The organism is Streptomyces sp. NPDC047971, from assembly GCF_040653355.1.
In the GTDB taxonomy this organism is placed as follows: domain Bacteria; phylum Actinomycetota; class Actinomycetes; order Streptomycetales; family Streptomycetaceae; genus Streptomyces.
Window position 1 is genome coordinate 1 of the sequence record NZ_JBEZNW010000035.1, and the last position, 14576, is coordinate 14576.

The window sequence follows — 14576 nt, forward strand, 5'->3', positions numbered from 1 at the left end:
CTACACCCACCACACCCCCCCCTATCCCCCCCCCTCCTATCTGTTTTTTCTTCCCCGGTCAAACCCCCGCCGGGGGGGCCCCCCCCCGGCCCCCCCCCCCCCCCACCCCCTGTGAAGGGCGAGACGTTGAGAATGTCGAATGCGATGGCCGGCGGGCGAGGAATCGGGATCTACGGTGTGTGTGCCCTGCTGCTCGCCACGACGGCCTGTGGGCTCTCCGGTACGGAGAAAACGCCCCACGTGACCGAAGATCAAATGATCGGCCGCTGGGTCGGCGATTGCGGAGCCGTCGTCGAGGTGAAGAAGGACCACACGTTCACGGCCAAGGACTTCCCCGTCGCCTTCGACGGGGTCGGGACCAAGCCGCGGCTGGCCACGGGCAGTGGGGACTGGCGCCTGGCCCGTGCCATCAAGGACGTACGACCGCAACAGCTGGTCCTGAATCTGCGGGACGCCTCGCACGACCTGCCGGTCCGCGGTGATGAGGACAAACTGGTCCTGCGTTGGCAGGTCGGGGATCCCGACTACGCCCACGACTGTGACTTCGTCGCGGATCCGGCCTGATACGCGTACGGGAGAGCCCCGCCGAGTCGCTCGGCGGGGCTCTCCCTTTTTCCGGCCCGGCGGGCCGTTCTCTCTTTCATGGGCCGTCGCGTCAGCCCGTCTTGACCCAGTCGCCGCAGCCCGACGTCTTGAAGTAGGCGTCCGACTTCGAGACCTTCACGATCGCCGTGCCCGACACGTTGTTGTTCGCCAGGATCGAGTCCGTGCCGTGGCTCGCGTCCTTCGCCCGCTCCCAGTAGCAGCTGTCGTCCGTGTTGCCCGTCGACTTGTACGTGCCCGGGGCGATGTCGAGTCCCACCTTGTACATGCCGCCGTCGCCCTTGGGGGCGGCCTTCGGGGAGCCGGTGGACTTCGCGTCCACGGCCTCCCACTCCTTGCAGCCCGAGGACTTGAAGAGCTTGTCCGAGGGCTTCACCTCCACATAGCTCGTGCCCGTGACGTTGTCGTTGGCGAGGATCGAGTCGGTGTCGCCCGACGAGTCCTTGGCGCGCTCCCAGTAGCACATGGCGTCCTCGTTCCCGCTCGTGCGGTAGAGGCCCGGCTTCACGTCCTTGCCGACCTCGAAGTCGCCGTCGCCCGCGATCGTGACGGCCTTCTTCTCCGCCGGCGCCTTGCTGTCGCCGCCCTGCTTGGCCGGCTGTTCCTGCGCGGCCGAGCCCTTCGACGTCGAGGTGTCGCCGCCCTCGCACCCGGTGGCTCCGATCGCGACGAGCGCGACGATCGCGGCGGTGGCGGTGAGGGTCTTGTGGCGGGCGAACCAGTTGTGCTGCTGCTGAGACATGGCTGTGGCACCTTCCGGGGCGCTGAGGGAACTCCGTTTGCGATGGGTCAATCACAGCAGAGCCTGTGAACCGAGTCAACACGGTTCACAGATTTTGAGTCGACTCACACTGTGAACCGGTGTCATCGGTATGCTCGATGTCCACGGACACACGAGGGGAGACGGTCAGGTGCCGGACGAGCACGCAGCAGAGGTCACCGCCGCCGGAATCGCCCGGCTCGCCGGCGTCGGCCGGGCCGCCGTCAGCAACTGGCGGCGCCGCCACGAGGACTTCCCCAAGCCCGTGGGGGGCACCGAGACCAGCCCCTCCTTCGCCCTCGCGGACGTCGAGCAGTGGCTGCGCGACCAGGGGAAGCTCGTCGAGGTCCCGCTCCGCGAGCGCGTCTGGCAGCAGCTCGCCGCCCACCCGGCCGGGACCGTCACCGCCCTCGTCCACACGGGGTGCGCGCTGCTGCTCGTGCGGGACCGGCCCACCGGCCTGCTCGATGCCACCGGACTCTCCGACGAGCGCCTGGCGGACGTCCTGCCGTCCGCGCTCGAAGAGCTCCTGACCGCCCGCTTCGGGCTCGACCGCGCCGTGCGGACCCCCACGCCCGGCGAACTCGCCCCCTCCGTGCCCCTGATGCGCGGGGCCGCCGAACTCGCCGGCGAGCTCGGCGCACGCCAGACCTTCGAGTTCCTCCTCGGCCGCCACCTCGACGCCAACCCGCGTCAGTACACGCTCACCCCGCCCGGCCTGGCCGAACTGATGGCCACGCTGGCCGCGGAAGCGGGCGGCACCGGCCCCGCGCACACCGTCCTCGACCCCGCCTCCGGCACCGGTGGGCTGCTCCGCGCCGTCCCCCGCCCCACCGCGCTCTACGCACAGGACGCCGACCCCGAACTCGCGGCCCTCACCGCCCTGCGCCTCGCCCTCCACGGCGACGCCGACATCCGCTCCGCCGCCGCCGACACCCTGCGGGCCGACGCCTTCCCCACGCTCTCGGCCGACGCCGTCCTGTGCCACCCCCCGTTCAACGAACGCGGCTGGGGCCACGACGAACTCGCCTACGACCCCCGCTGGGAGTACGGCTTCCCGGCCCGCACCGAGTCCGAGCTCGCCTGGGTCCAGCACGCGCTCGCCCGGCTCCGCGACGGCGGCACCGCCGTCCTGCTCATGCCCCCCGCCGTCGCCTCCCGCCGCTCGGGCCGCCGCATCCGCGCCGACCTGCTGCGCCGCGGGGCCCTGCGCGCCGTGATCGCCCTGCCGGCCGGCGCCGCACCCCCGTACGGCATCCCCCTGCACCTGTGGGTGCTGAACCGCCCCGGCCGCGACCACCGGCCCGCTCCCGAACTGCTCCTCGTCGACACCACCTCCCTCGTGCCGGACGGCGGGCGGGACAAGCTGCCCTGGCAGACCGTGCAGGGGGCGGTGCTGGACGCCTGGGGCGGCCGGCACGACCCCGGAGTCAGCCGCTCCGTCCCCGTCATCGAACTCCTCGACGACGACGTCGACCTCGCCCCCGCCCGCCACCTCGCGGGCCCCGCCGCCGGCGGTACCGCCGCCGAACTCGAAGCCGTCCGCGCGCGTCTCGACGAGACCCTGCGCCGCACCCTGAGCCTTGCCCCCACCCCGGCCGCCCCCGCCAGGTCGGCGGCCCGCACCCTCACCACGGTCGGCGAACTCGCCCGCGCCGGAGCCCTCCAGCTCCGGTCCGGCGGCGCCGGCACCTCCGCGGCCGGTGGCCCCGTCCTCACCGAGCACGACGTCCTCTCCGGAGCCGCGCCCTCCGGGACGCTCCCCGACGGACCGGCCGAGGAGCCCGTCCTCGTCGAGGAGGGCGACGTGGTCGTCCCCGTCCTCGGCGGAGGCTCCGTCGCCCGGGTCGTCGACGCCGCCACCGCCGGCGCCGCCCTCGGCCGCAACCTCCAGCTCCTGCGCCCCGATCCGGCCGCCGTCGACCCGTGGTTCCTCGCCGGCTTCCTGCGCGGCACCGCGAACAACCGGCAGGCCAGCAGCTTCGCCTCCACCGCCACCCGCCTCGACGTCCGCCGCCTCCAACTGCCCCGGCTGCCCCTCACCGAGCAGCGGCGATACGGCGAACGCTTCCGCGCGCTCGGCGCGTTCGAGGACGCGCTGCGCCTGGCGGGCAGACTCGGCGGGCAGCTGGTGCAGGGGCTGTACGACGGACTCGCGGACGGGACGGTCCAGCCGGAGTGACGGCGTGATCCCACGGGTGGGCGGAAGGTGACGGCGCGGCAGTGACGGGTGCGACATCGCTTCCGTACAACCCTGGGCCGGGCACGGGCGTCGCCTTATACGCTCGTACTCCGCCTCGCCCCGTCTTCACCCGAGGAGCTGCACCATGCACGGTCACGCGCCCATGACGCCACCGCGCCCCGGCCCTTCGGGCGGCGCGATCGCCGTGCGTGTGATCATCTGCGTGCTGATCGTGCTCTCCTTCGGCTTCTTCGCGTGGATCGGGATGCTGCGGATCGCGATCATGCGACGCACCGCCAGGGACTGGGTGCTCTTCTGGGGACAGCTCGTGCTCAACGTCGCCTGTCTGTCCACGCTGGAGCAGCGCCTCGCCGACCACTGGATCTCGGACGTGGGCATGGCCGGACTGCTGGTGCAGATGGCCGCCGTGACGGCGTACTACCTCGTGGTCGACATCAGGCACCACCAGAGGCCGGCCACGCCCGTCCCCCCGGGGCCGTACGGAGGCGGCTACGGGTACGGGTATCCCGTGACGTCCACGACGGCGCCCCAGCAGCCGTACGGATCGGCCCCGTCGTACCCCGCGCCTCAGCCGTACGTCCCGCCCGGGGCGAACGCCGCCCAGGCCGCGCCCCCTGCCGACCGTCCCACGCCGTCCCGCGCCGACCAGGTCAGGGCCGAGCTGGACGAGCTCAGTGACCTCCTCCGCAAGGAGCCGAAGGACCCGCGAGAGGGCGGTCGGTGAACGGACGCGTCATCGGTGGCCGGTACGAACTCTCCACGGTCATCGGCCAGGGCGGCATGGGCCAGGTCTGGACGGCGTACGACGGGCGGCTCGACCGCCGCGTCGCCGTCAAGCTGCTCCGCCCCGCCACCATCACCGGGCCCGCCACCGCGGCGGAGGAGCTCCGGCGCCGCTTCGTGCGCGAGTGCCGGGTCACGGCCCAGGTCGACCACCCCGGCCTGGTCACCGTCCACGACGCCGGCAGCGACGGCGACGACCTCTACCTCGTCATGCAGTACCTCGACGGCGCGGACCTCTCCGACCATCTCGCCGAGCACGACCCGTACCCCTGGGAGTGGGCCGTCTCCGTCGCCGCGCAGCTGTGCGCGGTGCTCGCCGCCGTGCACGCGGTCCCGATCGTCCACCGCGACCTCAAGCCCCGCAACGTGATGGTGCGGCCCGACGGCACCGTGACCGTCCTCGACCTCGGCGTCGCCTCCGTCCTGGACACCGACACCACCCGCCTCACCCACACCGGTTCGCCGATCGGCAGCCCCGCCTACATGGCGCCCGAGCAGGCGATGGGCGGCGCTGTCGGCCCGTACACCGACCTGTACGCGCTCGGCATCCTGCTCCACGAACTCCTCAGCGGGAACGTGCCGTTCGCCGGCTCGACCGCGCTCGGCGTCCTGCACCGCCATCTCTATGAGCCCCCGCTCCCGGTCCGCCGGCTGCGCCCCGAGGTGCCGGAGGCCCTGGAGGCGCTGGTCCTGCGGCTGCTCGCCAAGGACCCCCAGCACCGCCCCTCCGGTGCGCACGAGGTGTACGAGGCGCTGCTGCCGCTGCTGCCCGCGCGCGGCGCCCCCGCCGGGCCGCTCGACCCGACGCGCCCCTTCCTGCGGCCGCACGCGCCGTGGCCCGACCGGGCGTCCGTCCCCCCGCAGCCGGTCGCGCCGCCGGTCGTCCGCCCCGATGTGGCCGCCACCGTCGACGAGGTCAAGCGGCTGCTCGGCGAGGGCTCCCTCACCCGGGCCGTCGACCTCCTCGGCTCGATCCTGCCGGCGGCCGCCGCCGAGCACGGCGAGCACTCGCCCGTCGTCCGCATCCTGCGCAAGCAGTACGCGACGACCCTCATGGACGACGGCCAGTACCGCCGCGCCCTGCCGGAGCTGCGCCGCCTCGCCGACGACCGGGCGGCCGAGGCGGGCCCCGCCGACCCGCAGACCCTGCAGTTCCGCTACGAGGCGGCGCAGTGTCTGGAACAGCTGGGGGAGACGGCGGCCGCGCTGGCGGAGTACCGGGCGCTCCTGCCGTTCCACGAACACGGCGCGGACCAGGCCCGGTTCTTCGACATCAGGCGGCGGATCGGGATGCTGCTCCTGGCGATGGGCGACCACACGGCGGGTCACCAGCAGCTCCAGGCGCTGCTGTACGACACGGAGCGGACATACGGCCCGTACCACGCGCTTCCGGCGGATCTGAGGCGGGCGCTGGCGCGTCAGCAGCAGATGGGCCGCTTCGCCTGACGGGGCGCCAGAATCACGAGTCCACAACTGATGGAGAAGTGGATCTTTTGTGTCCTTTTTGCGAGTTCCGTGCGATGTAGCGTTCGCGTCTGATCATGCTCACGTCCCCAAGGAAGCTTTCATGACGACGCCGCCCGCCACCCCGGACCAGCCGCTCGACGCCCCCGTCGAGCCGGCGAAGAAGAAGCGCAGCATAGGCAAGACGATCCTCAGCATCGTCGTGGCCATCGCGGCGGTCCTGTTCTGGAAGCTCGGCCTTCCGTACCTGACGGGCGAGGCGCCCGTGTCCGCCAAGGTCGGCGAGTGCGTGACGGTCACCGGTCCGGACAACGACCCCGAGGTCAACACCAAGCCGTGCGGCGAGAAGGTGCCCGACCTCTACAAGGTCGTGAAGGTCGTCGACGACACCTTCGACGTCGAGAAGTGCGGCGACGTCAGCGAGGTCGCGCTGGCGCAGCAGCTGGAGTCGTACAAGTTCGTGCTCTGCCTGAACCCCGTCAAGAACTGACGCCGGGCTCACGACGAAGGGCCGGACCCACGGGGGGTCCGGCCCTTCGGCATGTTCACCGCGGCTCGGCGAGCACCTCCGTCAGGGCGGAGACGCTGTGCTCACCGTGGCCGGCCTCGACGGCGCGCTCCAGGAGCTCGCGGAAGGGCCTGTGCCACCCCACGTCGAGCCCCGCCTCCCTCGCGAACTCCTCGTCGTGGTCGGCCCCGGCGAGGAACATGCCCACCGAGGAGGCCGGTTCGGCGTAGTCGCCGCTGTCGATCTCCTCGGCGAACCTGGGCAGTACGGAATTGATCATCTCGAACCACTTGACGCTGAACCGCACCATCGAGGCGGCGTCGAGCCCGCGGGCCCGCAGCGCGGCCGCGCCCTGGAAGAAGCCGACGAGCGCGGGCAGCAGCGTCCCGCCGACCGCCATCTCGTACAGGGCGGCGAGGTCCGGGTCCGCGCCGAGGTGGACGGTGTCGCCGCCCAGCACCCGCAGCGTCGCCTCGTACTCCTCGAAGACGGCCCGGTCGCCGCCGTAGTAGAGGAGCGTGGTCTCGGCGCCGACGGCGGCCGGCACGTTCTTGACGGCCCCGTCGAGGAACCGCGCTCCGTGCCCGCCCGCCCATGCCGCCATCCGGCGCGCCCCGGCGGGCGACCCGCTGTTGAGCGTCACCAGCGCCCGACCCTCCAGCACGTCGGCGGCCGGTTCGAGAGCGGCGACGGTGTCCTCGTACGTGGTCAGGCAGGCGATGACGAGTCCGCTCGCGGCGGTGGCCTCGCCCACCGTCCGCGCGTGCACGGCCCCCTGGGCGACGAGGGGTGCGGCCTTCGAGGCGGTGCGGTTCCACACGGTGGTCGGATGCCCGGCGCGGAGGAACGCGTCGGCGAGCGCGCTCCCCATCGAGCCCAGCCCGAGGACGGTCACGGGGACGGGACGGTGGCCTGACATGGGTGTGCTCCTGTCCGGAGGGGTGGTGGGATGTGATCCATGCTGCGGGGGCGGCGGCAGCCGGACAAGTACTTACAAATTTGTCAGTGGGACCCCCACCACGACACCCGACCGACGAGCCCACCCCGGAGGCCGCGTGACCACCCTTCAGCCCGAGACCGTCCCCACCGACCGGCTCGCCCTGCTCCCGCTCGCCGTCGAGCACGCCCAGGAGATGGCCGGCGTGCTCGGCGATCCCTCGCTCTACGGCTTCATCGGAGGCACCCCGCCCACCCCGCCGGCCCTGCGCGCCCGCTACGAGCGGCTCGTCGCCGGTTCGCCCGAGACCGGGGTCTCCTGGTGCAACTGGGTCGTCCGGCTCGGGGACGAGGGCCCTCTCGTCGGAACGGTGCAGGCGACCGTCGACGGCGGGGAGGCCGCCGAGATCGCCTGGATCGTGGGGACCCCGTGGCAGGGCCGCGGGATCGCCGTCGAGGCGGTGCGGGGACTCGTCGGATGGCTCACCGCGCGAGGGGTACGGAGCTTCGTCGCGCACATCCACCCCGACCACGCCGCCTCCGCCGCCGTCGCCTCCGCCGCCGGGCTCGCCCCCACCGGCGAGTGGCACGACGGCGAGATCCGCTGGCGGCTCCAGGCGCCGTCGGGCCCGCCGTCACTCAGCTGAGCGCCCCGGCCGACTGCTTGACCGCTCCGTGCTCGTGGGGGCCGTCGGCACCAGGGGCCGGGGTCCGCGTCCGTCGCCTCCAGACCGCCGGCGCCGCCGTCAGGAGCAGTGCCGCCGCCCCGGCGGCCAGGCCCGCCCGGAGCCCCGGCGGGCGGAAGTCACAGGTCACCGACGTCCGGCCGTCCGCCCTCGCCGCCACCAGACCGCCGTAGGAGTCGGCTTCGCGGCCGTCGCACGACCAGCCCGCGATGCGCGGGGCGGCGAGCACCAACGTCCCTTTCGTTCCCGGCCGGAGTTCCGCGCGGAAGCCGGAGTCGGTGATCCGGACCGAGAGGACCGAGGCCACCGTCCTCGCCCGCAGGCCCTCCACCGCCGCCGCCAGCCGCCCGCGGTCCAGACAGCCGACCTGGTGACCGCGGGTGCCGCCGCCCGCCAGGACCGGCCTCGTGCCCGCCGTCTCCTGGACGCCCAGCGAGGCGAGCGCGGCCCGCCACTTCGGCATGCCGCCCGCGAGCGGTACCGCCCGGCCGCCGGGTCCGAGCCGCGCGGTCCCTCGCATGTCGGGCGCCCAGAGAAAGACCTCGCTGCCCACCGGGCAGACCCCGTCGGAGGGCAGCGTGTACACGGAGGAGCCCAGCAGCAGCTCCTGGTTCCGGAACGGCGAGGACCCGTACCGAGGGGCGCCGGCACCCTCCGGGCGCGTCGTCACCAGCGGCAGCACGGCATCCGTCCGCACCACCCGGTCGTCCCGCCACCGGGCGCCGACCCCGAACAGCGCGTCCGTCACCGGGTTGTCGAGGCTCTGCAGATTGCGGCCGCGCGAGGTCCACCCGCCGCCGAGCGCGGCCAGCGTCCTCGTCAGCACGTCCGGGGTGTGGCTGCTGTAGTACGCGGCGCCCTGACCGCCCAGGAGCAGCGGCTCGTTGCCGGTGATGCGCGGACCGCCGGAGTCGGTGCGGTACTCCGGCCAGCCGTCCGCCCCGGCGAGCGCCGCCGTCCGCCGGTCCTGCTCCGCGCCCCAGGCCGGGTAGTCGTCGAGCCGCGACAGCCGCTCCCGGTCCGCGTACGCCGTCGTCGCGGCCGCCTGCCCCACGAGCGACCCGGCGAGGAGCACCGCCGCCACGACCCCGGACCGGCGCCGCCCCCTCACGGCCGGCCACAGCGCCCCGCCCGCCGTCGCGAGGCCGAGGACGAGCAGCGGGTACGTCCAGCCGGTCACCAGGTCGCTGACGCTCGCGCCCGCGGCGACCGCCGCCACCACGCCCGCTCCGCCGAGCAGTTCCCGCCGCCCCGGCCGGCCGTGGGAGAGGGCGAGCCAGGCGACGAGGACCAGCACGCCGCAGAGGACGAAGGTCTGCCGGTACGGACTGCCATTGGGCGTGGCGAAGACATGCCACACCAGATGGGTGGGCCCCCACTGCATCGACACGGCGACGGCGACGACGAACCCGGCCCAGACCAGACGGTCCCGCCTCGGCGCCTTCCGGTGGAGCGGCAGCGCCGCCGCGAGCAGCAGGGTTCCCGTGCCGAGGAACGCGGCGGGGGAGGAGAAGCTGTACGTCGCCGGAAGCAGCCGCGCGAGGAAGTCCGTCCAGTCCACCGGCTGGAACCGCCTGATCACGCCGGGGTACGCGAGCGTGGAGCCGAGGAAGACCGGTACGAGGACCGGCGCGGCGAGGCCGATCCCGAGCAGCACGGTCACCACCGCCCGCACCAGGACGCGGAGCCGGAGCTCGTGCGCCAGGACGAGACGGACCAGGAGCACCAGGGCGGCGCCGATCGTGGCCATGTACGCGGTGTAGAAGTTGGCGACCCAGCACAGGGCGACGACGGCCGGCCCGAGCAGCGGCCGACGTCCCTCCCGCACCCAGTCGCCGACCAGGCACAGCAGCGGGAAGGTGATCAGACCGTCCAGCCACATCGGGTTGTACGTGGCCTCCATGACGGACCAGCCGCACAGTCCGTACGAGGCGCCCAGGACCCCCGCCGCCCACCGGGGTCCGGGCCGCAGGCGCAGCAGCGCCACGGTCATGGCGGCGGCCGCGGCGGCCATCTTCAGGAGGGTGACGGCGTAGACCGCGTACTCGATGTCCGCGCGCGGGAAGAGAGCGACGAGGCAGGCGAACGGGCTGCCCAGATACGTCCCGAGGTCCGGCAGGAAGCTGGTGCCCCAGCCGGACTGCCAGTTGAGCAGCAGCCCTCCGTCGGCCCTGCCGTGCAGCAGGTCCCACAGACGGGCGTGGTACGGGACGAACTGGTTGGCCAGGTCGTTGACGCCGCGCCGCTCGGGTCCGAACGGAAAGGTGCGGGCGACGGCGTCCCCCGCGCAGACGGCGAGCGCGGTGAGGAACGCGGCGAGGCCGGCGGCACGGCCCACGGCCGGTGTCGTCTGATCAGGCATGGTGGTGCGAATATGCCAGTACGGAACGCGGAATTGTGTTCCCCCGGGGCCAGTTCACTCAATGGTCGCCTCGTCGTCATGTGTCGAATCGGCCGACGACATCCGGGTGGGTTGTCGTGGCCCGTGTGCTGCTCTCGATCGTGGTCCCGTGTTTCAACGAAGAAGAGATCATCGGTCGCTTTCACGACCATGTGACGGCCGAACTGTCCCGTTTCGACGGTGAATTCGAGCTGGTCTATGTGGACGACGGAAGCCACGACCGTACGCTCCCGCTCCTCGAGGAGATCGCCGCCGCCGACCCGCGCGCCCGCTACGTCTCCTTCAGCCGCAACTTCGGCAAGGAGGCCGCGATGCTGGCCGGCCTCCAGCACGCGCTGGGGGACGCCGTCGTCATCATGGACGCGGACCTCCAGCACCCGCCGGAGCTCGTGCACCGCATGGTCGGCCTGCACTCCGAGGGGTACGACCAGGTCATCGCCCGGCGCACCCGCAAGGGCGACCGGGTGACCCGCACCATGACCGCGCGCGCCTACTACTGGGCGATCAACCGGCTGGTGGACGTCGAGCTGGTGGACGGGGTCGGCGATTTCCGGCTGCTCTCCCGCCGGACCGTCGACGCGATCCTCGAACTCACCGAGTACAACCGCTTCTCCAAGGGTCTTTTCGCCTGGGTCGGATTCCGCACCACCACATTCGAGTACGAGAATGCGGTGCGCGAGGAGGGCCGCTCGAAATGGACCTTCGGAAAGCTGCTCAACTACGGACTCGACGGGCTGCTCTCCTTCAACAACAAGCCGCTCCGCGCCGCCGTGTACATGGGAATGATCCTGGTGTCGGTGGCCCTGGCGTACGCGGCGTGGATCGTCGGCGTCGCCCTGGTGAAGGGGGTGGACACGCCCGGGTATGTCACCCTGCTCGTCATCGTCACGGCGCTGGCCGGGGTCCAGATGGTGATGCTCGGGCTGGTCGGGGAGTACGTGGGCCGGATCTACTACGAGGTGAAGCGCCGCCCGCATTTCCTGGTCAAGGCCACGAACGCGGACGTTCCCGGGCCGATCGGGCCGGAGACCGCCACCACCCGAACACGTGAGTCGTTGATCGAGGCAGTCGCGTCGAAGTAGTGGCCCAGGCCACGGCGACTGCCTAACATCGATCACCGCAAGGTCGTTCAAACTGAGGCACGACCCACGCTGGGAGGCTCCTTTGCACCGCCGCACTGCGCTCTCCGTCTCCGCCGCGCTCCTCGCCGCGGCCCCGCTCCTCGCAGCCTGCGGAGGTGAGCCCCACCCAGGGGCGGCGGCGGTCGTCGGCGGCGAACGGATCGAGGTGTCCAGCCTCCAGGCGCAGGTGCGCGACGTACGGACCGCTCAGGAGGCGTCGCCGCAGTCGGCGCAGCTGATCCAGGCGACCGGCGACCTCAGCCGCGAGAAGCTCAACGTGATGATCTTCGACAAGGTCGTGGACAAGGTCGCCGCCGACAACGGGATCACCGCGTCCCGCGGGGAGATCCAGAAGGCGCGCGACGAGTTCACCCAGCAGAGCGGCGGCGAGACCCAGCTCGCCGCGATGCTGCTCCAGCAGCAGGGCGTCGCGCCCGACCAGATCGACACGGTCGTCCGCCGCACGGTCCTCATGAACAAGATCGCCGAGAAGCTCGGCATCGCGAACACCCCCGAGGGCCAGCAGAAGCTCACCGAGGTCTTCACCGCGGCGTCGAAGGAGCTCGACATCGACGTGAACCCGCGCTTCGGCGCCTGGGACGACAAGAAGATCCAGCTGGGCACGTACACCCCGTCCTGGGTACGCCCCATCACCCCCGACCCGGCCGCGGAAGCGGGTGCGTAGGGGGCGTCCGGCGCCGCGTAAGGTCGAAGGGTGAACGCTGAAGCACCCGTCGAGCCCGGCCGTATCGTCCTGCTCACCGCCAGCCACCGCGTGGCGCCCGGACTGCTGTCCTGGCCCGCGTGGCAGGCGCTGCACGGCGCCGACCGGGTCCTGTGCGGTGACGAGCACCACCCCCAGCTGCCGTACCTCCGCGAGGCGGGCGTCGCCGTCGAGCAGGCCCGCCCCGCCGCGCAGGAGCTGGTCGACGCCTGCGCCGGGGGACGGACCGTGGTGGTCCTGCCGTCCGGGGAGGGCGACCGGGCCCTGACGGACGGGCTCGCCCGGCTGGCCGGCTCCGGCCGCGTCACCATGCCCGACCTGGAGCTGCTGCCCGGCTCGTACGACCTGCCGGGTGCCCGCCTGCTCGACCTGGTGCAGGTCATGGACCGCATCCGCCGGGAGTGCCCGTGGTCCTCGCGGCAGACGCACAAGGGGCTCGCCAAGTACGGCATCGAGGAGGCGTACGAACTCGTCGAGGCGATCGAGGACGACGATCGCGACGCACTGCGCGAGGAGCTCGGGGACGTCCTCCTCCAGGTCGTCTTCCACGCCCGGATCGCCGAGGACGACGAGGAGGAGCCCTTCTCCGTCGACGACGTGGCGGGGGCGATCGTGGAGAAGCTGATCCACCGCCACCCGCACGTCTTCGGTGACGCGACCGCCGAGACCCCGGAGGAGGTCAAGGCGCACTGGCTGCGCACGAAGGCGATCGAGAAGCAGCGCGCGTCGGTCACCGACGGGGTGCCGCTCGGCCAGCCCGGGCTCGCGCTCGCCGCCAAGCTGGCGGGCCGGGTGCGCACGGCCGGCCTGGACGTGGACCTGCCGAAGGGGGAGGGCATCGGCTACGAACTGCTCGCCCTCGCCGCCCGCGCGGAGGCGTCCGGCGTCGACCCCGAGGCGGCGCTGCGAGCCGCCGCCCGCACCTACCGCGACACGATCCGCGCGGCCGAGGGCGTCCCGGCCGGCTGAGCTCCGCGCGGCCCGGGGCGGGGGCGGACCGCCGTCCTCCCGCCCCGCGGCCGGCGACCTTGTACCGTCTCAGGGTGAGCAAGCCCCCCGCCGAATCCCCCGCCCCCGAGCTCTTCACCTGGGAGTTCGCCACCGATCCGTACCCCGCCTACGCCTGGCTGCGCGAGCACGCGCCGGTCCATCGGGCGAAGCTGCCCAGCGGGGTCGAGGCATGGCTGGTGACGCGGTACGCGGACGCCCGGCAGGCGCTCGCCGACCAGCGGCTGTCGAAGAACCCGGCGCACCACGACGAGCCCGCGCACGCCAAGGGGAAGACGGGGATCCCCGGGGAGCGCAAGGCCGAGCTGATGACGCATCTGCTCAACATCGACCCGCCCGACCACACCCGGCTGCGGCGGCTGGTCTCGAAGGCGTTCACCCCGCGCCGGGTCGCGGAGTTCGCACCGCGGGTGCAGGAGCTGACGGACCGGCTGATCGACTCGTTCGCGGAGAAGGGCGAGGCGGACCTCATCCACGAGTTCGCGTTCCCGCTGCCCATCTACGCCATCTGCGATCTGCTCGGCGTCCCGCGCGAGGACCAGGACGACTTCCGGGACTGGGCCGGGATGATGATCCGGCACGGCGGAGGGCCGCGCGGCGGTGTGGCGCGGTCGGTCAAGAAGATGCGCGGCTATCTCGCGGAGCTGATCCACCGCAAGCGGCTCGACCCGGGCGACGATCTGATCTCGGGGCTCATCAGGGCGTCCGACCACGGCGAGCACCTCACCGAGAACGAGGCCGCAGCCATGGCCTTCATCCTTCTCTTCGCGGGCTTCGAGACCACGGTCAACCTGGTCGGCAACGGGGTCTACGCCCTGCTGCGCAACCCGGGCGAGCGCGAGCGGCTCCAGACCTCGCTCGCCGCGGGGGAGCGGGGGCTGCTCGAGACGGGTGTCGAGGAGCTGCTGCGGTACGACGGGCCGGTGGAGCTGGCGACCTGGCGGTACGCCATGGAGCCGCTGAGCATCGGAGGGCAGGAGATCCCGGCCGGCGACCCGGTCCTCGTCGTCCTCGCCGCCGCCGACCGTGACCCGGCCCGCTTCGACGGGCCGGACACCCTCGACCTCTCCCGGCGCGACAACCAGCACCTGGGGTACGGGCACGGCATCCACTACTGCATCGGCGCCCCGCTCGCCCGGTTGGAGGGACAGATCGCCCTCGCGACGCTCCTGACTCGCCTGCCGGACCTCCGACTTGCCGCCGATCCGGCCGATCTGCGGTGGCGCGGTGGGCTCATCATGCGTGGATTGCGCACGCTTCCGGTCGAGTTCACCCGAGTTGTGAACTGACGGATCGTCAAGACTGTGACTTTTACGTGATCTCCGCTGCATCGACTTGTTACTGACGTTCGAATGCCGCTACGTTCACCGTCATCTCAG

At 72.5% G+C, this 14576-nt stretch carries 13 protein-coding genes; 10 read left to right on the forward strand and 3 right to left on the reverse strand.

Annotated features, from left to right (window positions below):
* Positions 1 to 240: 240 nt before the first annotated feature.
* The gene (locus AB0D99_RS27225; RefSeq protein WP_362367623.1) at positions 241 to 564 is read left to right on the forward strand and encodes a hypothetical protein; all 324 of its coding nucleotides are present in this window, start codon (positions 241 to 243) and stop codon (positions 562 to 564) included.
* A 91-nt stretch (positions 565 to 655) separates the two neighbouring features.
* Here the strand turns inward: AB0D99_RS27225 and AB0D99_RS27230 are convergent, their stop codons facing one another.
* On the reverse strand, positions 656 to 1345 hold the full coding sequence (locus AB0D99_RS27230) for a hypothetical protein (RefSeq protein WP_362367626.1): 690 nt from the start codon (positions 1343 to 1345) through the stop codon (positions 656 to 658).
* Between the two features lie 130 nt (positions 1346 to 1475).
* Between AB0D99_RS27230 and AB0D99_RS27235 the strand changes: the two genes are divergently transcribed.
* From AB0D99_RS27235 to AB0D99_RS27250, 4 genes are all read left to right on the forward strand, one after another.
* Positions 1476 to 3545: an N-6 DNA methylase gene (locus AB0D99_RS27235; protein WP_362367629.1), complete on the forward strand. Its 2070-nt coding sequence runs from the start codon at positions 1476 to 1478 to the stop codon at positions 3543 to 3545.
* 145 nt (positions 3546 to 3690) lie between these two features.
* Positions 3691 to 4290 carry a hypothetical protein gene (locus AB0D99_RS27240; protein ID WP_362367632.1) on the forward strand — a complete coding sequence of 200 codons (600 nt, stop codon included), beginning with the start codon at positions 3691 to 3693 and terminating at the stop codon, positions 4288 to 4290.
* Positions 4287 to 5795 carry a protein kinase gene (locus AB0D99_RS27245; RefSeq protein ID WP_362367635.1) on the forward strand — a complete coding sequence of 503 codons (1509 nt, stop codon included), beginning with the start codon at positions 4287 to 4289 and terminating at the stop codon, positions 5793 to 5795. The genes AB0D99_RS27240 and AB0D99_RS27245 overlap by 4 nt, the downstream gene beginning before the upstream one ends.
* A 121-nt stretch (positions 5796 to 5916) precedes the next feature.
* The gene (locus AB0D99_RS27250; protein WP_362367638.1) at positions 5917 to 6303 is read left to right on the forward strand and encodes a hypothetical protein; all 387 of its coding nucleotides are present in this window, start codon (positions 5917 to 5919) and stop codon (positions 6301 to 6303) included.
* Between the two features lie 55 nt (positions 6304 to 6358).
* Here AB0D99_RS27250 and AB0D99_RS27255 read toward each other — a convergent pair whose 3' ends face one another.
* Positions 6359 to 7240: an NAD(P)-binding domain-containing protein gene (locus AB0D99_RS27255; protein WP_362367641.1), complete on the reverse strand. Its 882-nt coding sequence runs from the start codon at positions 7238 to 7240 to the stop codon at positions 6359 to 6361.
* A 136-nt stretch (positions 7241 to 7376) separates the two neighbouring features.
* Here AB0D99_RS27255 and AB0D99_RS27260 point away from each other — a divergent pair, with 136 nt between their 5' ends.
* The gene (locus AB0D99_RS27260; RefSeq protein WP_362367644.1) at positions 7377 to 7904 is read left to right on the forward strand and encodes a GNAT family N-acetyltransferase; all 528 of its coding nucleotides are present in this window, start codon (positions 7377 to 7379) and stop codon (positions 7902 to 7904) included.
* On the opposite strand, the gene AB0D99_RS27265 is transcribed toward AB0D99_RS27260, so the two are convergent.
* The gene (locus tag AB0D99_RS27265) at positions 7897 to 10305 is read right to left on the reverse strand and encodes a YfhO family protein (protein ID WP_362367647.1); all 2409 of its coding nucleotides are present in this window, start codon (positions 10303 to 10305) and stop codon (positions 7897 to 7899) included. The two genes, AB0D99_RS27260 and AB0D99_RS27265, sit on opposite strands and share 8 nt — an antisense overlap.
* A 125-nt stretch (positions 10306 to 10430) precedes the next feature.
* Here AB0D99_RS27265 and AB0D99_RS27270 point away from each other — a divergent pair, with 125 nt between their 5' ends.
* The 4 genes from AB0D99_RS27270 (at position 10431) to AB0D99_RS27285 (ending at position 14486) form a co-directional block, all read left to right on the forward strand.
* Positions 10431 to 11426 carry a glycosyltransferase family 2 protein gene (locus AB0D99_RS27270; protein ID WP_362367822.1) on the forward strand — a complete coding sequence of 332 codons (996 nt, stop codon included), beginning with the start codon at positions 10431 to 10433 and terminating at the stop codon, positions 11424 to 11426.
* A gap of 82 nt (positions 11427 to 11508) precedes the next feature.
* Positions 11509 to 12150 (forward strand): SurA N-terminal domain-containing protein, encoded by a 642-nt coding sequence (locus AB0D99_RS27275; protein WP_362367650.1) that lies wholly within the window; start codon positions 11509 to 11511, stop codon positions 12148 to 12150.
* A gap of 30 nt (positions 12151 to 12180) precedes the next feature.
* The gene (locus AB0D99_RS27280) at positions 12181 to 13158 is read left to right on the forward strand and encodes a nucleoside triphosphate pyrophosphohydrolase (protein ID WP_362367653.1); all 978 of its coding nucleotides are present in this window, start codon (positions 12181 to 12183) and stop codon (positions 13156 to 13158) included.
* 74 nt (positions 13159 to 13232) lie between these two features.
* Positions 13233 to 14486 (forward strand): cytochrome P450, encoded by a 1254-nt coding sequence (locus AB0D99_RS27285; protein ID WP_362367656.1) that lies wholly within the window; start codon positions 13233 to 13235, stop codon positions 14484 to 14486.
* Positions 14487 to 14576: the final 90 nt, after the last annotated feature.